The sequence below is a fragment of the Brevibacterium oceani genome (assembly GCF_017948325.1).
Lineage (GTDB): Bacteria > Actinomycetota > Actinomycetes > Actinomycetales > Brevibacteriaceae > Brevibacterium > Brevibacterium oceani.
The window spans coordinates 3,283,636-3,307,822 of the sequence record NZ_CP072846.1 but is presented as its reverse complement, the minus strand read 5'-3'; the positions used below and the strand labels follow the sequence as shown (position 1 = coordinate 3,307,822).

The window sequence follows — 24,187 nt, the reverse complement described above, 5'->3', positions numbered from 1 at the left end:
AACCGAGTGGAGCCGATACATGTCGTCATCAGCCCCAGTTGCTGAAAACTCTTCTCACGCGAACAGTGCTCCTCAGACCTCCGGCTTCCGGTCCGACATCCAGGGACTGCGCGCACTGGCCGTGGGAATCGTGCTGCTGTACCACCTGTGGCCGACCACATTCGACGGCGGATTCGTCGGTGTCGATATCTTCTTCGTCATCTCCGGCTTCCTCATCACCAGCCACCTCATCAAGAAGCCCCCGCGCAGTTGGGGGGATATCGCGAACTTCTGGGCCAGACGGATCAAGAGGCTGCTTCCCGCGTCGCTGCTCGTCCTCTTCGTCGTCGGCGTCGCTACCTTCCTCGTCGCGCCCCAGTCGATCTGGGCAGACACCGGCCGACAGATCGTCTCCGCAGCGCTGTACGTCGTCAATTGGGACTTCGCGATCTCCAGCGTCGACTATCTGGCAGCCGACAATGCACCTTCCCCGGTGCAGCACTTCTGGTCGCTGTCGGTCGAAGAGCAGTTCTACTTCCTCTGGCCGATGATCCTCGGCCTGGCATTCCTCCTCGGTGCGAAGTTCGGGCGGTCCCGACGACTCGTCGGGTTCACCGTCCTCGGGGTCTTCGTCGCGTCGTTCGTCTTCTCCGCCTGGTACACGTTCGCAGAACCGGCAATGGCGTACTTCATCACGCCGACGCGGATGTGGGAACTGGCATCCGGCGGTCTCATCGCCGTCTTCGTGACGTTCATCCGACCCGAGCGCCTGCCGTTCAGCTCGCTGCTCGGGTGGATCGGGCTGGCGGGCATCGTTGTGGGCACGTTCGTCATCCGTTCCGACATGCCGTTCCCCGGATTCGTGGCTCTCGTGCCGGTGGTGTCGACGGCACTCGTCATCTTCGCCGACTCACGCGGGCCCAGATCCGTGCTCCCTCTGCTGTCGCTGCGGCCGATCCGCTTCCTCGGCGACATCTCTTACTCCGTCTACCTCTGGCATTGGCCGCTCATCGTCCTCGTGCCGTACCTGTCGGTGAAACTCGGAGGTTCGGAGGCCCTTGGGTTCACCTCAAAGATCGTCATCATCATCGTCTCGATCCTCGCCGCCTGGGCGTCGACGACCTGGGTGGAGAATCGCTTCCGGAAGACCGCGGTCCTCAGCGGTTCGGCGAAGGCGTTCGGCTTCGCTGTCATCGCCATGGCCATCGTCAGCGCCCTCGGGGTGAGTCAGGTGACCATCGCCAATCGGATCGTCGAACAGAACGAGGACAGCCTCCAATCGAAGCTGGCTGATCCGGACTCCTGCCTCGGCGCCGGGATCCTCCTGCCCGGAGCGAAGGACAATCCGAACTGCGAGAACATGAACACTCTGCAGATGGAACCCGCAGCGGCGAAAAAGGACAAGTCGAAGGCCTACGCAGACGGGTGCTGGGCGAGTGCACCGTATTCCAGCAAACCCGAATGCACCTACGGTGACGGTTCGAAGCACATCGCCCTCGTCGGCAACTCCCATGCCGGGCACTGGCTGCCGACCTTGGAGAGACTGGCGGAGAAGAACGACTGGACGATCACCACGTTCCTGGCGTCGAACTGCAGTATCTCGACCCTGCCCCAGGAACTGTCGACTCCGGACGAGACCAAGGGCTGTCAGGACTACGCGGACTGGGTGGTCGACCGCACCACCGCGGGCGGATTCGATGCAGTGATCACGTCGGAACGCCAATCCACACCGCTGCAGGGCATGGACTGGGACGAAACCGAACAGAAGGCCCCAGAGGGGCATCGGTCCATCCTGCAGAGCTGGGTGGACGCGAAGCTCGACGTCATGGTCGTCAGGGACACGCCCTACCCGGGCGGCGAAGACATCAACGTGCCCGACTGCGTCTCGAAGCATGAGGACGACCTCGACGCATGCTCGGGCACCCCCGAGTCCTGGCACTGGATGGATCCCCTGGCCGCCTCGGCGAGGACAATGGACTCGAAGCACATCTCCGTGATGTACCCGCAGGACTGGTTCTGCCCGGACGGCACCTGTGAACCCGTCATCGGCGGAGTCATCACGTACTTCGACACCGCTCACATCACTGCCACCTATGCGCAGACCCTGGCGCCGCAGTTCGACGCGAGCCTGCGCCGGTCGGGGCTGCACACCTTCGACTGACTGATCGGGCTCGTCGGTTCACCGAACTGACAGCGAAGTCCGATACTGTGTGACCCTGATCGGTCCCGACCACCGACTGTTCACTGAACCCTCTGCAAAGGACGACACGAGTGACCACTGGACGCAACTCAGCAGATCGATACATCAGCAAGGGACGCGAGCTGATCAAGCCCGTGGTCCACGGAGTTGCTCGACGGGCACTTCCCGTGGTCGAGAGGGCGTCCGGCACAAAATACGTGCGCGAACGTGCTGCCGGAGGCAAAGGCAGCAAGAAGTCGGCCGCCGCGGCGCAGAAGAACGCAGCCGCCACCGCCCGGGCGTATCGGAAGCTTGCCGTCGGGCTCAGGGGTGGAACCGCCGAAGACATCGATGGCTGGAACGTCGCACCGTCGTCGCGCGAGGTCGCGTCCAAGGAACGGCAGCTGGCACGGCTGAAAGCACATTCGACGCTGTCCGAGTCGCTGGCCAAGGGGGAGTCCTTCGGCCCCTCGAACGTCCACGCGGCCAGAGCACTCATCGCCGCCGGCTTCCAGTCCGAGGTCGTGTCCATCGGACTCGGCCTGTGCGCTCAGCCCCACCACGAGGAGGTCGGCAGAGCACTTCTGGGAATGGCGTATCAGCGTTCCTCGGAGCCGGCCGTGGCGTGGGCGGAATTCGCACAGGTCGATGATCGGGATCTCATCGTCGCGGCCGCCGAAGAGTACTACCCCACTGCCATCGACTCCCTCGGGCGTGAAGCTCTGCCTCTGCTGGAACGATCGAACGAGTCCGGAGAGACGGAGCGGTGGAGCGCGAAAGCCGTGCTGCGCACCGCCGAATCTGCCTTCTGCATCGATGCCTTCGATCACGTCCGCACCCTCGTCGAATCACGCCTGAAACAGGACGACCACCTCGACGAGGCGGTGCGCTATGAACTCACCCGCATGCTCGACTGGCTGCCCGGCGGCAAACACCTCGAACCAATTCCCACGACATCGGGGACACGCAATTTCGGTGTGCTCAGTTACGATCAGCCGGGCATCCGCTCCCGCAACATCGGCGACTACATCCAGACGATCGCCTCGATCGGTCACCTCCTCCGCTATGAGAACCTTACGTTCTCCGGTGACAAAGGGCTGACTACGCTCTTCGCGAAGCTCCGCGAGTCCGTCAAAGAAGAACGGAAGTACCCAGGTCCCGAAGCCGAGCTCAACCTCGTGGAGGTCTACCGCGACGGCAACGTCTACCAGGAGATCCCCGAAGACACCTGGTACATCGCCTTCGGCTGGTACATGCACGACATCTTCGGAAAATCATTCAACATTCCGTTCCATCCGAACCTTCGACCTATCCTGCTGTCGGTCTTCGTCCGCTATCCCGAGATGCTCACTCCTGAGGCCATCGCCTACCTGAAGAAATACGGCCCGGTCGGATGCCGCGACTGGCAGTCAGTGGCGGTACTCCGCGCCGTCGGCGTCCCCGCCTTCTTCTCCGGATGCCTGACGACGACCGTCGATACGCTCTTCCCCGCACCGTCTGCCGACCACCGGAAGGGAACCCTGCGAGTCGATTGGACGAAGGGCGGCAAGGGCCCGCAGAAGAAGCAGACAGTCACCGCCATCCGCGACAAGTCGTTCCCGGAGAACCTCGAACTGGCCCGCAACTGGGTCGCCGACTATGCGTTTAAGTACAAGCAGGTTCTCACCTCTCGTCTGCACGCCAATCTTCCCGCACGCTCTGTGGGCGCGGACGTCGAGTTCGAGCCCAAGAACAAGTCCGACTCTCGATTCGGCGGACTGATCGGCATCAACGACGACGAATTCGACGCGATTCGCAACGGAATCCTCGACAAGCTCTCCGTGCTGATTCCCCTCATCGCCACGGGAGCATCCGAAGACGAGATCTACAGCAAGTGGGTCGAGATCACGGCAGACGATATGGCTGTCGCCGATGAATACCTCGCCACTGCGCAGCTGCCCGAGGCGGACGGGGCCGCAGTTGCGGCATCGCTTCAAGCGGCTGAGAAGCCGGCGCCGGAGAGCAACGTCACGGACATCGTCATGACCGTCGACAAGGGCGAACAGCCGCTGGTTGCAAATGCGGTCAAGGCCATCGACGACCACGCATCGGAGCGCTTTCGAGTGTGGCTGCCTGCGGGCGCCCTCGACCCGGTTGAGTCCGACGACATCGGGGCGCACCTGTCCAACGGCACGATTCACCTTCTTCCCCCGATGACGTTCCCCGGTGTCGAGAACACCAGCGACCTGGTGCAGGCTCTGCTGCCGGAACTGTTCCCCGACCATGAGCGGCTCGTCGTCGTTCCCGCGGCGGCGGAGGTCAGGGCCGACATCGCCGAACTTGCGGCCACCGACCTCGGCGACGCGTTCATCGCGGCGAAGCACGACGTGAGGAAGAACCGATCCAGCGGGCTCACCCTGATGCGGCGGACAGCCAGCTCATTCGGCGACGACCACGTCGGTGCGCTCAAGTACGTCTTCGCCAGCCACTCGGGAATGAACGAGGACTTCGCTCCCTTCGACCCTCAGATCGCTGTGCTCAATCCGAGCGCACTGCGCAGAGAAGGAATTGCAGATCGTGTCCTCGGTCTGCTGTCCGAGGTCACCATCGGCTATGTCGATGCTCTGCAGACGGCGGTCCGTGGACGCTATGCGGATCTCGACGGCGACTGGAACGTCCGCGCGCAATGGGAGACCTCGGCGGATCCCAAGATCGTCAACTGGCGCGGCCAGACCCGCCACTACGGTCACATGGCGTTGAGTCGGTGAAGCACCACCTTCAGCGCCCTTCTCGCCCTTGAACTGAAGAAAGGCATCAGCAGTGAGCCTGAATGCTCGACCATTCCCTGAGACCAACGGCAACCATGCTGACCCGGTCGACACTGCCCGTCCTCTCGGCACAGACGCAGTGCATGACTATAACCTCCTCTGGGGAATCCCCGAATCCATGGGCGGGATGACGACCGCCGCTCTCCGACGGATTCGCAGCTTTCAGAAGTTCGGTCATCCGCTGTCGCAGACCATCCTCACGTTCAGCCCGCGGATGGATACTGATGAGACGAGGGCCCGTCTGATCGCTCAGGGAAAGATCAGCGACGACGTGGAGCTGGTGAACATCTGGCCGGAACTGCGCGCCAGAACCGAATCAGGTCTGACTGCGCTCAAGGGCGAATCGCTGCGGGCCCCGGTACCGCCGGAGGGCGGCGAGGTCGAGAACATCACCGCCTTCTACGATGTGTTCCGCAACACGCGGACCGGAGCAGTCATCCGACGCAACTATCGGCGAGCGGACGGAAGCCTCCTGGTCGCTGACATCGAGGATCCGAAGCTCGGCAGACGGTTCATCCTGCATTCGCCGGACGGACGGTCGATGACGGAATGGCGGCGACCTCGAGATTTCTACAATGCTTGGATCTCGGCGGTGGTGACGAAGGAGCCTGCCGTCGTCATTGTCGATGAGAAGAAGGTCAGCGAGTTCATCCACGAGATCTCGGACCGGGCCTTCCCACTCATTCTGTTCCTCCACGGGACCCACCTTCGCCATCCGTGGAACGGGAACCATGGTCAGATCCTGCCGCGCAGGCTGGACACGATCCGCAACCTCGACCGTTTCGATCTCGTCGGAGTGCAGACGGAACAGCAGGCCGAGGCGGTGAGAGCCTTGGGATTCACTGAGGCGAACATCCGACTGCTGACGGGAGAGCTGCCTGAATCGGCAGTGCTGGAGGAAGCTCCGCGGCCGCGAGCACTGAACTCGGCTGTCATGATAGCCAACCTCATCGCGCTTAAACGCATCGATCATCCGATCCGTGCGGTGGCAGAACTGCGAAACCGCGGAATCGACGTCTCCTTGACCGTCCTCGGTGAGGGCAGCGAGCGAGGCAGGCTCGAGAAACTCATCGACGACCTCGACCTCGGCGATCGCGTCGAACTGCCCGGCTATGTCACCGATGTGACAGAACGACTGCAATCAGCGTCGTTCTCGATGCTCACGAGCACGAGTGAGGGGCTGCCGCTGTCGATGATGGAATCCATGGGGGCCGGATGCATCCCCATCGTCTATGACATCACCTACGGCCCGCGGGACCTGATCGAGCACGGTCGCAACGGCTTCATCACACCGTGGAGCGACATCGGCGCGCTGGCCGACCAGATCGAGACCTTCCTCTCATCGGATGAGAACCGCGTGGACGACATGCGCCGGGAGGCAAGGAGAACTGTCGAACGATACTTGCCTGAAGCCGGATACCAGCGTTGGCGGGACGCGCTGGAGGAAGTGACGGTAGTGAACCTGCCCGATGACCGGGTCGACGAACCGGCACCACCGCTCGACGCCAAAAAGCTCACTTGCGAGGCGACGCCTCGAGGCTGCCGGTTCGAGATCGAACTCGACCAGATCCATCCGGCGATCGCCGAGAGCCTGGAGCTGGTCGTTGCGGGCCGGACGCTCAGCACCTTCTTCGTCAGCAGCAGTACGCAGATCTCAACCCGCAGATTCGGCAACAGAGTCGTTCTTAGCTTCGACGTCGACTACGCGGGCTTCTCGGAGTCTCCCGACGAGACTTTCGACGTGTTCCTGCGCAGAGCCCATGACATGTGGACAGCGAAGCGGAGGATTCAGACGCCGAAACGGTTCCGCGCCGTGCAGGCAGGGGACAGGGACTGGTATTCGACGAAGCACGGGAACCTGTCGGTCCGACCACGTTCGTAAGACAGACGCGATACCTCAGTCGTCGCTGGACTCGGCGTTGGTGCTCTCTGAATGGAACTTCCTCAGTTCGACGGTGCGATCGACGATGAGATCTGAGACGGCATCGGTGAACAGTGCCGTCGACGTCCCTTTGTCTCCTTCTCCGAAGTAGTGCTGCCTGAGTTCCTGCCTGGCAGCGGCGGCCGTATCCTCGGAGAGCATCTCCAGCAGCATCGATTCCACTCTGTCGACCGTCGTTTCGTCGATGATCGGGGTGGCTCGACTGATGGGAGCTTCGGCATTGAGCTTGGTCGTATCGGTGCGGCGATCCGTCAGTGCCAAGGGCTTGTGCGGTTCGAGGTAGAGGTAATCGAGGCCGACACTGGAGATGTCGGTGACAAGCAGGTCGACCTCGTCGAACATGGCGAGGATGTCTCCCTGCATGAGCACCTGGTGCTGCTGCATCGGGTCGTCGATCGCTTCGTTCGCGTGGTCGATGAGCGCGAGGATGCGCGTGCTCGCCTCGGTCATTGCAGGGTCGTTGGAAGCTTCGACCCGGGGATGAGGCTTATAGATGAGTCGAGTATTCGGGATCCTCAATGCGGCCTCAACGATCTGAGGGCCGTAGAGGTCGACCGAGGTGTAATTGTTCGACTCGTTCTCACCTTCCCACGTCGGCGCGTACATGATCGTCCGTGCTGACGAAGGCTCGAGCTCGGCCGGCCTGTCGATGTCCAGCTGCGGGCGACCGACTTTGACCAGCGCCGATTCGTCGAAATCGATGAGCGCTCTGCGGTGTCGTTCGATCGCAGCATCACCAGCGACGAACACCTTGTCATAGGACTTCGCCTGGTTGGACACCATACTCAGCTTGTCCGACTCACCATGATTGACGTGAACGTGAACCATCGGGGCGAAGGCCAGGGACTGGAAGTTCGTCACACCGTTGTTCACATAGAGCGCGAGCTTGAACTCGTTGGCATGGTAGAAGGTGTGAAGAGGGTCGAAGCGTCGTTTGAAAACCACCGGCAGGTGGGTGGATTCCAGTGCTTGAAGCAGTGCCGATCCCTTGCGCAGGACAAGAACGACCCGGTGCTTCTTATGCAGTTCCTCGAGGACGGGGAGCCACTGTTCGAGCTGATAGAACTTGGAGCTGCGATCACCGAAGTAGACGACGACTTCACCAGTGGCGTAGCTGCCATCGAATTCGTCTTCGAGCCGGTTCCACCGCTCGGTTCCTCTGATCCACTTGCTCGTGTTCTTCCAAGCAGGCGATCGCACCGCCCAGAGGGCGGTCTTGCGGAGCAGGCTCTTCAAAGTGTCCCTTTCGACGTGGACTCAGATGCTTCTACCTGTTGAGAAGCAGTTCGGAGTTCAATTTTACGGGCAACCAGGTTGGCGGTCACTGAAAGCCTCAAAGCGCTATTCATCGAACGTAGGAAACTGACACGCCAGCTGGTAGGTAATCCTGAATTTGGTGCTTTTGCGACCGAAACGGTCATCTGTAGGTAATATCTCCTCCGATGCAGACACGTGATTACAGGCTGGATAAAGCCAAAGGACTCCTCATCTTCGTCGTGGTGATGGGGCACTTGCTGGAAGCGATCTCGGGCTGGGACATGGGATACAGCCGTGGTCTGCTGACGGCGATCTATTCCTTCCATATGCCGGCATTCGTTCTCCTGGCGGGTATCACGGCGAAGTCGAATCGCCTCGGAGAACGTGTCCTTACGTTCGCTGTGCTGGCCGTATCTGCGCAACCTGTCTACTTCTACTGGTCGGTGTTGTTCGGCAGCCGCCCCGACTTGGAATTCGCCGAGCCGTATTGGATCACCTGGTTTCTTCTCGCGATGGTCTGGTGGATGCTCGCTCTGCCGCTGGTTGAGCGGTTCCCCACTCCGATGCTGTGTCTGTCGATCCTGATCGGAATCTTCGGAGGATTCCTGCCACTTCTCGACTACGAACTGTCGGTCGGTCGAACTATGACATTCTTTCCATTCTTCGTTGCCGGGAAGCTCTATGGAACGCGACTGCTCAACTGGGCCGCGCAACTGAACGTCTGTGGCAAAGCGGGGCTGACTGTTCTGGCGGCCCTTCCTATAGCTGCGCTGTTCATCAATGACGTTGACAAGAAATGGTTCTATGGTGCGCGAGGATTCGAGTTCCTGGACGTAGCGATACCGTTCGGCGTCGGTATGAAAGTCTGCATCGCGACCAGTGCGATGTTGACGATCATCGTAGTGTTCGCTTGGTCCGAACGTCTACCAGGATTTCTCGTCAGCGTGGGCCAACGAAGCCTGGCAATCTACATTCTGCATGGACTGCTCGTTCGAGCGTCTGAGGGCAGCCTCGAATCGATGCTCGACAGAACTTCGGGTTCCGTCACCATAGCTCTGTGCATACTCGTCGCCGCGGCGTTCACACTGTTGCTCTCGTGGGCTCCGCTCAATCGAGCGATCCGTTGGTACAGTTCCACCCTCGCAGGACTGATCGTCAGTGCTTCGTCCATCGTTATACCGAAGAACAGTTCTGCCCGACATTGATACGCAAAGTAACGGCCTCGAACCTTGAGGCTGTTAGGCTATTGGGGTTACGAACGGTTGAATCTGAAGTGTCGTGAAGACGAAGCCCGCAGGGGTAAGGGGAGCGTGTGTCCGAAGAAGTTACGATAGTCGACATCACTTGGGAGCGAGTGAATCTGAGGTTCATCGTCGACTTCCCCGGGACGGCGGTCGACGCTTTCTACCTCACTTCGAATGCGAACCCCGGTCGGACGTTGTTGCCGGTGCAGTTCCGGCCGGTCGAAGCGGACCGATACGAATTGACGATCAACGTTACGCAGTTCAATCGGCGCGCTCAGGTGCCCAACGGTACGTATTTCCTGGTGGCCCACCGTCGTGGGCAGCTTCACCCGGCGAATTTCCCTCTCGGGCGTGTGAATGAATTGGACGATTGCTCGCGCGCATTCGTCTATAACAAGAATCGCTCGGCCTACACCGTCACATTCGGTGTCTCTGACGACGAAGATGCCCCGTTCTTCCTGATGCGAACTTATGCCTTCGGGCGGTCGGCAGGAAAGCCTTCCTCCCAGGTCGCCAAAATGAAGTCCAAACTTCGCAAAAAGTGGACCAACTCGAAGCGCAAGGCACTGCGCGGAGTCTACAAGGTTGCGTCCAAGAGACGACCTGCTGAAGGCAACAACATCCTGTTCGCCTCGGAGGCACGACCGAACATGCAGGGCAACCTCAAAGCGGTCCACGACCGAATGATTGAGCGTGGTCTCGATCAGGACTACAACTTCGGTTACTCGTTCCGCACGGGTCGGACCAGTTCTCGCCAGAACGCGCTCAACCTTGCGTGGCAGATGGGTAAGGCCAACACCATTCTGATCGACGACTATTTTGCTGTGCTCAATGATCTGGGCGATCGCAACCAGCAGAAGATCATTCAGCTGTGGCACGCTGGCAGCGGCTTCAAATCGGTAGGGTACAGCCGCTTCGGTCAATATGGCTCACCGAATCTGCGAAACGCTCATCGTCTGTATTCTTACGCGATCTGCGGATCACAGCATCTACGTGACGTTTACAGTGAAGCATTCGGCATCGAACGAGAGTCCGTGTTCGCCACCGGTCTGCCTCGAATCGACGGATTCCTCAGGGAGGGCCGTGCCGAAGAGGTCATGACCGAGTTTGAATCTCAGTTCCCCATGACCAAGGGGAAACGCAAGATCCTCTGGGCCCCGACTTTCCGGGGCCGCGGCTCGGGCGATGCCCATTACGACTACGACATCATCGACTTCCAGAAACTCTACGAAGCCTGTGGTGACGACACTGTCGTGCTGTTCCGCCAGCATCATTTCATCCCGGATCCCGCACCCATTCCAACGGAACTTGGCGATCGCCTTGTCGACGTCGCATCGTGTCCAGACACGAATGATCTGCTGCTGATCTCGGACATATTGATCACCGACTATTCATCAGTGATCTACGAATACGCTTTGCTCGAGCGGCCGATGATCTTCTTTGCCTATGACCTCGAGACCTATTCGGCTACTCGGGGCATGCACCGAGAATACGAGGAAGCCGCGCCAGGAAGCATCGCGACGAATTTCGATGAGCTGGTCGCATTGCTGCGTGCGCCAAAACTGAGTGTCGCGAAGACAAAAGAATTTGTCAGTGAGAATTTCGACTACGTTGACACCCACAATTCCGATCGGGTCATCGACACATTGGTTCTGTCCGATCCGATAATCGAAACGATCTCTGCAACCCCCGCACCCGATGTAGAGCTCACATTTGCAGGCAAGGCCAGCGAAATGTCGGATTCCGGTGAGGACGGAAATGATTCCACTGACGCCACCGAAGATTCGGCACTAATGTCGACGTCGACGCGCTAACGAACTAGGAGTACCAATGGCAAACATCGCAGTAGTCTTCGCCGGAGGCGTCGGAGCCAGGATGGCTCACAGTTCGCGTCCGAAGCAATTCTTGGAGATCCACGGACGGCCCGTGATCGTGCACACGTTGGATGTATTCCAGCAACACCCGGATATCGATTCCATTGCTGTGGCGATTCTTCCCGAGTTCCGGGACTATCTGGAGAGTCTGGTCAAGCGATATGAGCTGACTAAGGTCAAGTGGGTCGTCGACGGCGGGTCGACCGGACAAGAGTCTCGCCACAATGCGCTGAAGGTCGTGGCCCAAAACAACGGTCCGGACAGTCTCGTACTCGTTCATGATGGAGTGCGTCCGCTCATCGACGCCGACCTTGTCTCGAGGAACATTGAAACCGCACTTGAGTTCGGATCCGCTGTGACCTGCACGAAGATGACTGAGACTGTCGTTGTAGAAGAAGGTGCCGGGATCAAGGACGTCATTCCTCGCGATCCGCTGTGGACTGCGCAAGCCCCTCAGACATTCCGCCTCGGCGACGCGCTCGAAGGGTATGACCGTGCAGTGGCTGAAGGTGAGAACGACTCGATCGACACATGCACTCTCATGCACAGCTTCGGCTATGACGTTCATCGGGTCGAAGGTCCGCGTACCAATATCAAGATCACGACTGCCTCTGATTACTACGTATGTCGCACCTTCCTGACTTTGATCGAGGACCGGGAGGCATTCGGCGGTGAATGACGTCGTACTGTTCGACTCTCCGGTCTTCAATGAGGATGTCAGCCAGATAACAGAGTCAAACCTGCCGTGGGAAACTTATCGCGGTCAGCGAATTCTCGTTACGGGTGCCTCAGGCATGATCCCGATGTACATCGTCGGCACGCTTCTCGCCGCGAATGAAAAGTACGATCTCGACCTGATGGTCACTGGGTTGGTTCGCAGCCCGGAGAAGGCAAAGGCGAGGTTCGGAAGTGCCCTCGGAAGGAAAGATTTCACCCTTGTCGAAGGCGATGTGACAAAGCCCGAATCCATCAATGGGGCCCACGAAACCATTTTCCACGGAGCTTCGCCGGCCCGTCCGACGTTGCACAAGGCCTCGCCCGTGACAACGCTGAAGGCAAACACGCTGGGAACTCTCTACCTATTGGACGCCCAAGTGGCTGGCGGTGGCGGTTCGTTCGTATTGTTGTCGTCGTCGGAGGTTTACGGGGCCGTCAAGGGCGGTCAACTCATTACAGAGGATTCGGTCGGTGAGCTTCAGCACTTTGTATCACGAGCAGGTTACTCCGAAGGCAAACGCATCGCAGAAACTGCCCTGGCCGCCTACGCCGATGAGTTCGGCATCAACTCACTGAGCGTTCGGTTCGGACACATCTATGGTCCCGGTATGGCTCTTGATGACGGGCGCGTGCAGGCCGACTTTCTCGCTGACGTCGTGAATGGCCGAGACGTTCGTATGATGAGCGCTGGTGCTGCCACGCGTACATATACTTATGTCGCTGATGCCGCCAGAGGGCTCTTCTTTGCACACCTGCGAGGACAGGAAGCCGTCTACAACGTGGCGGACCCTGCCGGCAATATCAGTATCCGTCAACTTGCCGAGACTTTCGCCAATGCGCGACCGGAGAAGGCGCTGCGGTTGGCATTCGACAATCAGGAAGACGTGGCACACTTCTCTCCAGTGGCATCTTTGGGACTCGCTTCGGAGAGAATTGAGCAACTGGGGTGGACTTCGCTGCACGGACTCGATGAGGGAGTATCTAGAACGATACGAGCGTTCGAAGACGGTCCGCTGATCTGAGACCGAGCGAATTCGGTGCAACACTGATGCTGCCGCCGCTGGCCTGTGCGTAATCGGGCGCAATGTAGTCCTTCTCGAGAACTGAGCTGACGTGAAGAAGACCCGTGTCCTTTTGTTGACCAACCGTGACTCCGACAACGTCGGCGACCAAATCATCGAGGCGTCGGTCATCAGCCTTCTGAAGGTCGTGGCTCGTAATCTGAACATCGATGACGACTCGTTCGTAGTGTCGAGTCGAGCGGCGGGGATCATCTCGAAGAAGTATCTGAAGACCAGTGACGAAAGCCTGCTGACAGGGGCGCGTAAAGCGATTTCGAAAGCGGACCTACTCATATTCGGTGGTGCGCCACTCTTCAACTATAAATACCAATCGTTCTACCGCCGTACCATCCGGACCATTGAGCTCGCGAACGAGTATGGGGTTCCTGTCGTGTTTTCGAGCATCGGAGTCGAACCGTATTCGGACTCCGACCCTAGATCGCAGGCGCTGAAGAGGGCACTCAATCTGCCTGTCGTCCGGCAGATCACTACACGAGACGATCTGCAGTCGGTGAACAGATACGTCTCGAGACGGTCCACAGCTACCGCTCTCGTTTCTGACCCTGCGGTCGTGGCAGATAGGGTGTTCGAGCAGGTGCCGGACGTTTCTCTTCCTCGGACTGAGTCGGGCGGCCGAACCATCGGACTGGTCGTTACCCGTGCGGGAATCTTCGCCGACAATGACATCAGGTTCTCGGAACAGGACCAGCGTCGGCTCTGGCTGGATACGATCGCCCTGTTAGAAGAAAGAGGGGATGACTATCGTCTATTCACGACCGGTCATTTTACCGACGAGATATTCCTCGATTCCTTGGTTCGACATCACGGAGTGCCGCCGAAGAAGGTCGCATTCACTGTGAACTCGCCAGACGAACTCATTCGGGAGCTTCGCAGGTGTGAGGGGGTCATCGCTTTCCGGCTTCATGCCAGCATCACTGCATTCGCACTTGGGATTCCGTCAATCGGTCTGTCGTGGAACTTCAAGGTGCCCGAATTCTATAAGGGGATAGGGTATTCAGAACGCGCAGTTGGTCCAGCGGAATGGAACGCGCGTAGCATCGTATCGACGCTCGACTCCGCAATCCAAGAGGGAGTAGCGAAGGACGAAGACTACCTGTACAGCGTCTATCGCACCCTATTCGAAGGGGTCAAAGCTGTTCTGGCTCCAGGCGAGGCAGCTGAGCCATTCCAAATGGAGAAGGTATTCGAAACGCTTCCCCGGTATTCAGGCACGTCGGAGAAGGAGTACCGGGCGAAAGTCCAACGTAAGTTGAGGCGGTCCTACGAGCACTACTACTTCCAACAGAATCAAGCTGCGAGGAAAAGTCGATCCAAGCGCTTCAAAATGCGCAAGTCTGTGAGCAAAGCGCGGCGAGCGATGAGGAGGCTTGGTCAGCGTTCGCTCGAAGTATTTCGGAGAGTCGGGAACTCATAACCAGTTCATCCACATGCTCGAATTCGACCGGCTGACTGCAGGCAAGTAGAATGACGGCTTAAATAACCTCGCAGCGGTTGCGAGGTAACGATGCGTGATCATAGGTATTGCGACACAGCGGAGCGGTAGGTATGGGTACTACAGATATTGGTCAGAGAGCAACCGCGTTTGTCAAGAATACGGTGAAGTCGAGACTGGGGCGGAGGTTCCCAGACACCATCGGCATGAAGCGCCACCAAAAGATCCTTGATCGCTACGAGGTCAATGACAATATCGTAACCAAAGATGGCTCAATCCCGGTGTTTTGGTGGACCGACGCTCCGAATTTCGGAGATCTGCTCTCGCCTTGGCTTGTGCAGAAGATGACTGGGTTAAATGTCGAATTCGCTGACAGGGATGAGCCGCATTATGTAACGATCGGCTCCATTGTTGGCAGGGCCTCGGACAACTCTCTGATATGGGGTACTGGATCATTCGGCACTGAGACCAAAGCGAGACTGTCCCCGAAGGCGAAATACCATGCAGTTCGAGGTCCGCTGACCCGGCAGATCCTCAAGAACGCGAAGATCAACGCTCCGCAGATCTACGGTGACCCCGCTCTTCTGATGCCGCTTTATTACTACCCCGAGGTGCCGATTACGCATGAGATCGGCGTCGTGGTTAGGTGGAGTGAGAAAGAGTGGAAGAGCGTTGATATCGATCCTCGGATCAAGATCATCAACTTGAAGACATCAGATGTTGAAGAGACGATTGACGCCTTTATGTCTTGCCGCAGGATCATCTCTTCCTCGTTGCACGGTCTGATCATTGCCGACGCTTACGGTATACCGAACTCATGGCGACAGTCCGAGACAGGAAAGGGAGGCATCTTCAAATACTTCGACTACTTTGCCTCAGTCAACAAGTACCGTGCACCTCATCAGTATTCGATAGGGAAGGAAGGACTCCAGGTTGAACACCTGTTGAAGAGTTTCTCCTTCAACTCCCAACCGATCGAGTTCAAATACTACAAGCTTCTGGACGCTTCTCCCTTCCTTCAGCGTAAAGGGAAGAAGGGGAACGCAAGTAGGTAGAAGCAGGTAACTGGGCTGGCTTCCTCCGAACAGCTGAAGGGTCTTGGCTCGACAGTTCAGGAGGTCGCGAAGGAACCGGCGCGATCACATTTGTCAGTCACCGGGGTCTCTTGGAGGTCGTTTCATCGATCTCCAAGAGACCCCGACTACCTTGTCCCGAGGCGGACGAGCTTCTTTCCGCTTCTTCGAAACGTGCGATACGAGCGACTAAGCAGCTGTCGGCGAGCCGAACCTCGTGGTAATAAGAGTTCTTCTACACGATCGAAGGTGGATTGACCAGGGGCACTGGGGAGTACACGCTGCCCGGACGGGAGCCGGACGCCTTTCTGGGCGAGTACCGACAGCCCAACTTCATGATTCGTCAGGCCAGGACCCTGGACTACCCGGTCGAATTGGGCGTCGTCCAATCGCCGTCGATACTCGTGGGCGAAGAGGCCCTTGAGAACGCGGCTCTTAGCGATATGGGATTTAGCCGATTCGCTGCTCAAATTCTCGATGGCGGTAAAGGAATCATATTCCTCGGCCTCGGAGGATAAGACACTCAAGCCCTCTGGAACGTACGAGATCGTAGAAATCCTGTCCCCGAGTGTCTTGATCTCCTTGAGCAACGGCTTATCCACTGGTGCCGTTCTGTCGATCACTAACACGGTCTGCTCTGCTGATGACTGTCCCGACTCGATCAACTTTCGCAGGAAGCCGTCTGCTTCGGGACCTTTGGCAATACTGCCAGCCCAGAACGCGGCGGTCGGGCGTCCATCCCGAGGTCTCCGTGTGGGAACGTTCGCAGCTTCGTTATTTATGAAGAAATCTACCGCGCGTTTTGAAGAGTGACCGTCCTCGCGGGGACAGAATCGATTCTGTGCCCGCTTGTATCGTTCGCCTTGCAACGGATCGTGCACGTGATCGGCGTCGGGTCCAGCTTCTGTTATTGCCGTCGCAAGCGATTCCACCGAAGACAAGAGTTCCTGTCTGGTTTGGGCAACGTCACCCGGCAGATCGTCGAGTTCCAGGTTGAGCCCTCTGCTGCGACCGTAGTCGTCCAGATCGTAGAGATACTGCACTATCGGTCTGCCTGTGGGCAGGAAGTCGAAGAAGATGCTCGAATAGTCGGTGATGAGGATGTCGACGACAGTCATCAGGTCGTTTGAGCTGATGTCGTGGGGAGGGATGACTACGTCGCCGATGAAGTCGCTAACCGATGAGTCTTTGATCAGGCGATTCATTCGGTGGTGACCTCGATACATCAGTTGGATATCGAGGCCCGCCAGCGCTTTCAGATCATCGACGAGCTGGCCTGTGTCGACTACGTCCTCATCATTATCTGCCCGCCAAGTCGGCGCATAGAGAACACGCGGTCGCAGATCGCCGAGTACTTTTGGATCCTCGGTGCCGTAGACGTGGCTGAGACGTGACAGATCTCTACGAGCCGGGTTCAACGTGAGGTCGACTCTCGGGTAGCCAGTTTCCGCAATAGTCGAGTTCGAGACACCTGACATTGAGTACGCGGAGACCACTGCGTCGGTCATGAACTCGCAGGGCGTTAGGACGTGGGTGGCCTTGTTGAATGTCGCCGTTCCCGCAGGGTTGCCAAAGCGCGCTTTTGGCGTATTGCGCCCAAGAGCCTTGTACGGAATTCCATGCCAAGTGTTCAGATACTGCTGCTCTGGTCGACGCGTGAAGAAGCCCGGGAGGTTGGCGTTTCCGACGATTCGACCGGCTGTGGCCAAGAAGTAGGCATAGGACGCGGAACCGCGGCGCGCGAATACGACATCGGGAAGGTGTCTGTACCTGTCGGGGATTGATTCGCTTCCATCGAATGACCACACATGTACGAACTCGCCATACGACGGGTGTGAGCGAAGGTATTCGAAGATGCCATATGGGTTATCGCCCATGCGTGCGCCGGACATAGTCTCATAGAAGATGACCCTGCGATTGACCGGCGCGGAGGACCTGTACTTGATAAATTCCCTGCGAACGGCTTCAGCCTTTCCCAGCGGTTTGACCCAGAAATCACCAGTCACCTGCGCGTACTTGAGTGCCCTATGCAGCGGAGACTTTCCACGGCTCATCCCTCTACGTCCTTTCGACTGGCGCAACCATCGCCGATCAACCAGATTCTACCGGCAGGTGACAGTTGGAGTTACCAGTAAGAGCCTACTTGACTCACGGTGTATCCAGAGGTTTGCAACTGAAGTCGTCAACGCACTCTTTCAAGAACGCCTGACCTTGTCGATGAACTATCTAAGAAGGTCGTTCGACGCCGACCTCGGTATGCTCTCAACCTGTGCCCACACGGCCACGAAGACCGCCGGCATCTACCCCGACTGGAGTGGCCAACTTCGGGACCTTATGCGAGCCAATGTCGGCTCCATTTATCGATACGGTGAGCCGGTCTGCGGCGAGGTATGGCAGTTCCGTCATATGCATCGGAGTCATGAATGAGACGAGTCCGGCGGATATCCGTTGCGGTGTTCATCGATCTGTGTTTGAAGGAGGTCGGTGAGAACTGTGAAACTATGCTGCCTGCGATTCACCACCAGCGGATGGTGTTGTAGTCGACGGTCTGATTCGCCTCAAATGAGCTCGCGACCGGGAAGTACGCGTTGAGGAACTCCATGACTTCTTCATCGCTGAGTGGTTCGACCTCTTCCGCCGGTGCGTCATTGAGACACAGCGTGGAACGGTTGCGCTGGCGAAGCGTCTCCCGCAACACCCAGCGGTAATTGTCGGCGCGAATATTGATGTAACGGTACGTGATCGACGTCGCGACGGGCTTTCCCACTATCTGCGAGTAGTAGTGGAACAGCTGGTCGGCGACGATATCGTCATGGTGACGGAACCGGCTCGCCCAAGTCCGCTCATAGTCGCTCCGGAACTTCCTCTCCATTTCGAAATGCACGCTCTTGAGCATTGGATACGGTGTGTGCTTGATAGCTCTGGTGACAGTGACCCCGAACTCTTCGCGCAGGATCTGTCGAATATTTCTTGTCAGATTGAAATGAGGACCGTCCTACGCCGTTGGAGCACCAAACGGTCGATGGTTGCGAGAAGGGAAGACCTTGACTGCACCGCCGGGCAGGAAGAAATCCTGCGGTCGGACAGGCTTTCCGAACATGACATCGTCATTGAGATAGATAAAGTGTTCGCTCAACCCGGGAATGTGATGGTGCCTAGAGATGATCGAATTGCTGTTGAACGTCGGTAGGTGGTTGGGATCATCGTAAATGTCGCCGTGATCGATCATGACAATCTTCGGATGGTCTACATTGAGCCAGGAAGGTACCTGCCCGGCCGTGACGATGTAAACCTTATTGAACCACGGTGCGAAGTACTCCAGCGATCGGAGCGAGTACTTCAGCTCGTCCTTGGACTCGAACCTGGCCTCATGATTCGCTTCGGGATGGTACTCGTGGCCCGCCAGCTGTGCTTCGAGCCGTCGTTTCGACGCGACCCATTCAGGATCGGCGCGGTCGACCCAGGTGTAGACGGCATCAACAGGGAAGGTGGTGTCCTCGAGCATGTTCTCTGTCAGCACGTCAGGAAGCAGACACTCGCGGCCTGGCGCAGCCACCGTGATGACATTCAGTTCAGGGTCGGCGGCGAGTTCCACCACCGAAGACAGGGCGACTGGACCCGAGCGGCCAGACCGGGCGTAGATCGGCGTTGCCAACTGCCTTCTCACGAGGGCAGCTGCCACTCGCCGTTTGTCGTCGAAGTGGACACCGATCCGATACCCGTGACCCGAATAGTCTTCGACCAGCCACCACGTGATCCCGTGTGAGTCGAGGGCATCGACGGTGAAGTCGAAGTTCGCCTTCGCGGCGGCCGCCGGTGTCATCTCTTCGACGAGCTCGGTGAGCAGCCCGCCATGATGAGTCACCTCACGATCTAACGAAAAGCCGCGCTTCTCTGATCTAAAACGATCGGCCACCTCACGTCGACGGTTGAAGCTCCGCAGTCGTTTCAGCCCATATCGACGAAGCTTGAGGTACCTTCGCTCTCCCGCGACGTCGATGACAAACGGTTTGGCGATCCCTGCCGCCTTTGTGATGAGTCCTCGCTCCACGGCGTTCCCTTCTTAGGTTGCAGCTCGAAACTTGATGGGACCGGAAACCGGTCGTTGAGGAATCTGTCTACTTTGCTGTCGATGGTCTCGCGCGATTCCTCGCACAGCGCCGTCTCGTTGAGGCAGAACGCGTCCAGATCATCGGCTCTGGCAACTCTTGCCAATTGCAGATCCAGGTCGGGACGGCCGAGGTCGATGAATCGGTAGCCGATCTGTCCCTCTACAGACTGTCTTCTTTCGAAAGCGTCGAAATGGTGCAGAGGCGACGCAATCAAGTAGTCGCTGGGCGACCGGAACGCTGAAGCGGCCACCTGGGCGAACAGATCGGGGTGTTCGCGCTCCATGACTTCGAGCACAGGTCTGATCTGAGGGTGCGGAGTGTGCTTGAGCCGGTGGGTGACCGTGCGTCCGTATACGTCGAGCAGGTAGTCCCTGCCCTGCTTTGCAGCAGAGATGATCGGCAAGTCACGGGGCGACCAGCCGCCTATATCGATGGGGACGGCAGAAGGGAAGTGTCGGGCCACCCCGTTGCCCGAATAGAACAACTCCGGGTCGGTCGGGCGGAGAAAGAAGCAATCGTCGTTGAGATAGACATAGCGATCGCAGAGCCCTTCGATGTGATGCAGCTGCGACTCGATCGCATGAGAGTTGAACGCCGGAAGCACCGATGGGTCGGTGAAGATATCGCGATGGTCGACGATGGTGACCTTCGGATGCTCGGTGTCCAGCCAGTTCGGTACCTGATCGTCAGTGACGATATAGATGTGGTTGGCCCACGATGCGTAGTATTCGAGCGATCGCAGCGAATACTTCAGCTCGTCCCGAGTGGTGAACCGCGATTCCGCCAGGGCGCTGGGCTCAGTCGCGCGTAGATCGGCGGCATCCTTAGCCTCACGCATTCGGGCCCGCCATTTCGGACCCGCACCGTCGACCCAGGTATAGACGATATCGACAGGCTCTTGGAGTGTGTAGAGGTGAGGCGCAGGCAGTTTGAGGCGATGCTCATCGCGTACCGCATGGAACCATGCGGTCGGTTCGATGTAGTCGACAGCCAGTTCATGGTCAGATTTCCTGCGATGACGAGTTCCTCCGATGTGCGAAGCCCCATCGGCACGGGGCCTGTCCTGCCCCAGCCTGTCCCACAGCTCCACTGTCACCGTGAGCGCCGAGGTCGACAGGTCTCTGTCGTTGGCGGCGATGTGATGCCTCAGGCACGTGATCGAAGCGATCCTGGCGCGATGCTTTTCCGCCTTTCTGGCAGCGACTTCCGACCCGTCGGCGGTGAAGTATCGTACTGTCCAGGAGCTCTTCCTGCTGCCACTTTCGGGATCGGAATCATGAATTTCCGCGATTGGCTGGATCGCTTGAGAAGAGAATTCTTAGTCGATGACCAACGTCGATGCGAGGACGCTCAACCGCGGAAGTTCGACGAACTCGACCTCGGCGTAGCAAAGCACGTCACGGATGGCAGAAAGGCTCTGGGTCTGGGCTCTGCGCGGGTCGAATGAGTCGGCTGGTGTACTCGCCCTAGGCCGAGCCGCAATGTGCGTCTCTGCCACTGATGTTCGCCGTGCCGCAGTTTCGAGATCCACGCTTTTCGCTGAGGCGTCAGTTTACGAGCGACATACGATCGCGCCGAAAACGGTGAACTCCACAAATCAGAACGCCTCCTTGCGCCTGTCTTCGCCGACACCCAGGCCCTGATCGGGCCACCGGTGTCGAAAAGACTCTACTCATTTCTCAACGGATGTGGTGTCAAAATCGCCGGGGATGCTTGATTGTGATATCCGTGGGCTCGGCTGCAACCAAACCGATTCACAACTGCCGAATTCACGAGGGGTGGAGCACGGATTCGGTTACAGGTGGATGTCTAGCTCGGTATTCGTCGGCGACAAGAAACTAATCGGTGACTCAGTAACTCTTGCCAAAATCGCAACTTCTGTGCAGACTGTATGGGTGGCCACGACAGACGAAGGTGCTGACAGCACGCAGAAGTCGCTCGTGATCCGTGTCCGCGACGCCATCAAGAACGCGGGAATCAACCACAGCGAGGTCGCCCGCCGGATCGAGCTCGACGCCAGCAAACTCTCGAAATCCCTGGCCGGAACACGGAAGTTCCGAGTCGAGGAGATCTCACGCATCGCCGAGCTCACCGAGGTCAGCACTGACTGGCTCACGACCGGGAGAACGGCAGGGCCACCTCGGCGGGGGAGGGCCGCACCGATACCGGGTATTGATCCCCCCAAAGCATCGCCCGACGGCGACGATATCCCGACGATTCCCCGGCAGGGCGACACCACAGAATCACCCGCGGCCGACCCCACGCAGGAGTGGATGTCGAAAGGCACCCGCAGCCGGGTGACGATCATCGCTGCTGCCTGGGAGCTCTACGCCGACCTCGGCATCGCCAAAGTGCGCACCGAAGACGTCGCCCGCGCGGCCGGTATGACCACCTCGGCGGTGAACTACCACTTCCGGACGAAGGACCAGCTGCTGCAGGCGGCCCTGCGGCACTCACTGGACATCATCGCCCAGACCCGCCACCTCAACGACCCCGCCGACCCCGCCGCCGTCCTCCGCCACTTCGCCCGACTCCACGCCGGCATCGATCTGAAGATCCGCCGCGTGTGGTCGATCTGGCTCCAATGCTGGGCCCGCGCAGCCACAGACGAAGGCGCCCGCGCGAACCTCACCGCTGTCTACGGCGAATGGCTCGACATGATCACCGCGGTCGTCGAGTCCGGACAGCGATCGGGCGCGATCCGCACCGGTGACACCTCCCTCATGGTCAAGGCGCTGGCGATCTTCATCGACGGCCTCGGCGTCGCCCGCACCACCGAACACATGCCCATCACCGATGACGAGGCGCTGGCCATGCTCGAGAACTACCTCGCCGCCCACGTCCTCGCCGACGATGACACCTCCACACCAGACACCCGAACCCCGAAGTCAGAGAGAGTCGCCGCAGCCGGCGGGCCCGATTCGACGTCCTAGGAAGAAGGCACATGAGAACACCGAACCGAAGACAAGCGCTGGGAGCCGGACTCGCGGTATCCGCGGTCGCCGGACTCAGCGCATGCGGGGGAGGGACCGTCGGTGCCGCCGACGCCGGTGACCCCGCCAAGGGCGGAACCCTGCGGGTGGGAGTGACCGGCGGCAACTCGGCCGACACCGTCGACGCCCACATCCCCGTCAACAGCGGCGACATCGCCCGCACCGTCAACCTCTACAACTGCCTGCTGACGAGGACTGACGACTACAAGATCCAGCCTGAGCTTGCCGAATCCTTCGAACCAAACTCGGACTCGACCGTGTGGACGGCAACTCTGCGCGAAGGCGTGAAGTTCTCCGACGGACGCGACATCACTCCCGACGATGTGGTCTTCACCTTCGAACGAATCAATGACCCTGACGACCCCAAGACGGCATCGTCGAGCTTCACCATGCTCGACAAGGTGATTGCCACAGGCGACCGGACCGTCGAATTCCGCCTCTCAGAGCCCAACGGCCTGCTCAACGACTCGGTGTCCGAGTACACGTGCGGCATCGTTCCCACCGACTACGACCCGAAGAAGCCCGTGTCCTCAGGGCCGTTCAAACTCAAGTCCCACACCCCTGGCCAATCGACGGTGATGGAGCGCAACGAGCACTACTGGCGCAACTCGACCTACCTCGATGAGGTGGACGTGCTCAACTTCAATGACTCGGATGCCCTCATCAACGCGCTCCTGTCCTCACAGGTCGACGCGATCGCACAGATCCCACTGGCTCTCGTCGAAGTCATCGACGCCGATGAGCGCATGGCCATTCTCAACTCGAAGACGGGCATGTGGCTGCCCTTCACCATGCGCGTGGACAAGAAGCCCTTCGATGATGTGCGGGTCCGTCAGGCCTTCCGCCTCGTCGTCGATCGCGAGCAGATGATCGAACAGGTGCTCTCCGGCTACGGAACCATCGGCAACGACATGTTCGGTCCGCTGAGCGAGAACTACCCGGACTTCCCGCAGCGCAAGCAGGACATTCCGAAGGCGAAGAAGCTCCTCGCCGAGGCCGGCTACCCCGATGGGCTCGAGGTCGAACTCGTCACCGCGCCCATCCAGTCCGGAACTGTCGAAGCGGCTCAGGTCTTCGCCCAACAGGCCGCCGACGCGGGAATCACGGTGAAAATCCGCAAGGTGGATGCCACAACCTTCTTCGGCGACGAATACCTCAAATGGGATTTCGCGCAGGACTTCTGGTACACCCGAGACTTCCTCCCGCAGTGCGTCTCCTGCGTCATGGACGTCTCTCCATTCAACGAAACCCACTGGAGCGATAAGAAGTTCTCGTCCATCGTGCAGGACGCACGTGAGATCCCCGAGAGCAGCAAACGGAAGAACCTCGAGCATGAAGCCCAGAAGATGCTCTACGACGAAGGCGGATACATCATCTGGGGATTCGCCAACCAAGTCGACGCCTACCAGAAGTACGTCGGCGGTCTGAAGGAGAATGCCACAGGCAGACCCCTCGGCGGGTGGAGATTCGACCGCGTGTGGATCGGAGAGGTGTGA

The 24,187-nt window shown here is 58.9% G+C and carries 16 protein-coding genes; 11 read left to right on the top strand and 5 right to left on the bottom strand.

Annotated elements, in window-relative coordinates; translation table 11 throughout:
- Window positions 1-19 precede the first annotated feature (19 nt).
- From J9314_RS14660 to J9314_RS14650, 3 genes are all read left to right on the top strand, one after another.
- Window positions 20-2,140: an acyltransferase family protein gene (locus J9314_RS14660; RefSeq protein ID WP_210603089.1), complete on the top strand. Its 2,121-nt coding sequence runs from the start codon at window positions 20-22 to the stop codon at window positions 2,138-2,140.
- A gap of 110 nt (window positions 2,141-2,250) precedes the next feature.
- Window positions 2,251-4,905 (top strand): glycosyltransferase family protein, encoded by a 2,655-nt coding sequence (locus J9314_RS14655; RefSeq protein ID WP_210603088.1) that lies wholly within the window; start codon window positions 2,251-2,253, stop codon window positions 4,903-4,905.
- Window positions 4,906-5,044: 139 nt separating this feature from the next.
- The gene (locus tag J9314_RS14650) at window positions 5,045-6,847 is read left to right on the top strand and encodes a glycosyltransferase (protein WP_210603087.1); all 1,803 of its coding nucleotides are present in this window, start codon (window positions 5,045-5,047) and stop codon (window positions 6,845-6,847) included.
- 15 nt (window positions 6,848-6,862) lie between these two features.
- Here J9314_RS14650 and J9314_RS14645 read toward each other — a convergent pair whose 3' ends face one another.
- Complete coding sequence (locus J9314_RS14645; RefSeq protein WP_246490413.1) at window positions 6,863-8,143, bottom strand: CDP-glycerol glycerophosphotransferase family protein; 1,281 nt, start codon at window positions 8,141-8,143, stop codon at window positions 6,863-6,865.
- A 206-nt stretch (window positions 8,144-8,349) separates the two neighbouring features.
- Between J9314_RS14645 and J9314_RS14640 the strand changes: the two genes are divergently transcribed.
- The 6 genes from J9314_RS14640 to J9314_RS14615 all read left to right on the top strand — a co-directional run bounded on the left by J9314_RS14640 (window position 8,350) and on the right by J9314_RS14615 (window position 15,568).
- Window positions 8,350-9,369, top strand: a complete 1,020-nt coding sequence (locus J9314_RS14640; RefSeq protein ID WP_210603086.1) for an acyltransferase family protein — start codon at window positions 8,350-8,352, stop codon at window positions 9,367-9,369.
- A gap of 107 nt (window positions 9,370-9,476) precedes the next feature.
- Window positions 9,477-11,222: a CDP-glycerol glycerophosphotransferase family protein gene (locus tag J9314_RS14635; protein WP_210603085.1), complete on the top strand. Its 1,746-nt coding sequence runs from the start codon at window positions 9,477-9,479 to the stop codon at window positions 11,220-11,222.
- Between the two features lie 16 nt (window positions 11,223-11,238).
- Window positions 11,239-11,961, top strand: a complete 723-nt coding sequence (locus J9314_RS14630; RefSeq protein WP_210603084.1) for an IspD/TarI family cytidylyltransferase — start codon at window positions 11,239-11,241, stop codon at window positions 11,959-11,961.
- Window positions 11,954-13,021, top strand: coding sequence for an NAD-dependent epimerase/dehydratase family protein (locus J9314_RS14625; protein ID WP_210603083.1), 1,068 nt, complete (start codon window positions 11,954-11,956; stop codon window positions 13,019-13,021). The genes J9314_RS14630 and J9314_RS14625 overlap by 8 nt, the downstream gene beginning before the upstream one ends.
- Before the next feature lie 91 nt (window positions 13,022-13,112).
- Complete coding sequence (locus J9314_RS14620; protein WP_210603082.1) at window positions 13,113-14,495, top strand: polysaccharide pyruvyl transferase family protein; 1,383 nt, start codon at window positions 13,113-13,115, stop codon at window positions 14,493-14,495.
- Between the two features lie 131 nt (window positions 14,496-14,626).
- Entirely contained in the window at window positions 14,627-15,568 is a 942-nt protein-coding gene (locus tag J9314_RS14615) for a polysaccharide pyruvyl transferase family protein (RefSeq protein WP_210603081.1), read from the top strand.
- A 146-nt stretch (window positions 15,569-15,714) separates the two neighbouring features.
- On the opposite strand, the gene J9314_RS14610 is transcribed toward J9314_RS14615, so the two are convergent.
- From J9314_RS14610 to J9314_RS14595, 4 genes are all read right to left on the bottom strand, one after another.
- Window positions 15,715-17,640: a CDP-glycerol glycerophosphotransferase family protein gene (locus tag J9314_RS14610; protein ID WP_210603080.1), complete on the bottom strand. Its 1,926-nt coding sequence runs from the start codon at window positions 17,638-17,640 to the stop codon at window positions 15,715-15,717.
- Between the two features lie 461 nt (window positions 17,641-18,101).
- Window positions 18,102-18,503: a stealth conserved region 3 domain-containing protein gene (locus J9314_RS14605; protein ID WP_281412384.1), complete on the bottom strand. Its 402-nt coding sequence runs from the start codon at window positions 18,501-18,503 to the stop codon at window positions 18,102-18,104.
- Between the two features lie 78 nt (window positions 18,504-18,581).
- The gene (locus J9314_RS14600) at window positions 18,582-19,502 is read right to left on the bottom strand and encodes a stealth family protein (RefSeq protein WP_210603078.1); all 921 of its coding nucleotides are present in this window, start codon (window positions 19,500-19,502) and stop codon (window positions 18,582-18,584) included.
- 32 nt (window positions 19,503-19,534) lie between these two features.
- Entirely contained in the window at window positions 19,535-20,788 is a 1,254-nt protein-coding gene (locus J9314_RS14595; protein WP_210603077.1) for a stealth family protein, read from the bottom strand.
- An 805-nt stretch (window positions 20,789-21,593) separates the two neighbouring features.
- Between J9314_RS14595 and J9314_RS14590 the strand changes: the two genes are divergently transcribed.
- Together J9314_RS14590 and J9314_RS14585 are read left to right on the top strand one after the other, a co-directional pair.
- Window positions 21,594-22,631, top strand: a complete 1,038-nt coding sequence (locus J9314_RS14590) for a TetR/AcrR family transcriptional regulator (protein ID WP_246490412.1) — start codon at window positions 21,594-21,596, stop codon at window positions 22,629-22,631.
- Between the two features lie 11 nt (window positions 22,632-22,642).
- The gene (locus J9314_RS14585; RefSeq protein ID WP_210603075.1) at window positions 22,643-24,187 is read left to right on the top strand and encodes an ABC transporter substrate-binding protein; all 1,545 of its coding nucleotides are present in this window, start codon (window positions 22,643-22,645) and stop codon (window positions 24,185-24,187) included.

Bases quoted from the DNA above. Each gene is read 5' to 3' on its own strand.
- J9314_RS14660 (WP_210603089.1), top strand. From the start codon at position 20: ATGTCGTCATCAGCCCCAGTTGCTGAAAACTCTTCTCACGCGAACAGT.
- J9314_RS14610 (WP_210603080.1), bottom strand. From the start codon at position 17,640: ATGAGCCGTGGAAAGTCTCCGCTGCATAGGGCACTCAAGTACGCGCAG.
- J9314_RS14630 (WP_210603084.1), top strand. From the start codon at position 11,239: ATGGCAAACATCGCAGTAGTCTTCGCCGGAGGCGTCGGAGCCAGGATG.
- J9314_RS14585 (WP_210603075.1), top strand. From the start codon at position 22,643: ATGAGAACACCGAACCGAAGACAAGCGCTGGGAGCCGGACTCGCGGTA.
- J9314_RS14615 (WP_210603081.1), top strand. From the start codon at position 14,627: ATGGGTACTACAGATATTGGTCAGAGAGCAACCGCGTTTGTCAAGAAT.
- J9314_RS14640 (WP_210603086.1), top strand. From the start codon at position 8,350: ATGCAGACACGTGATTACAGGCTGGATAAAGCCAAAGGACTCCTCATC.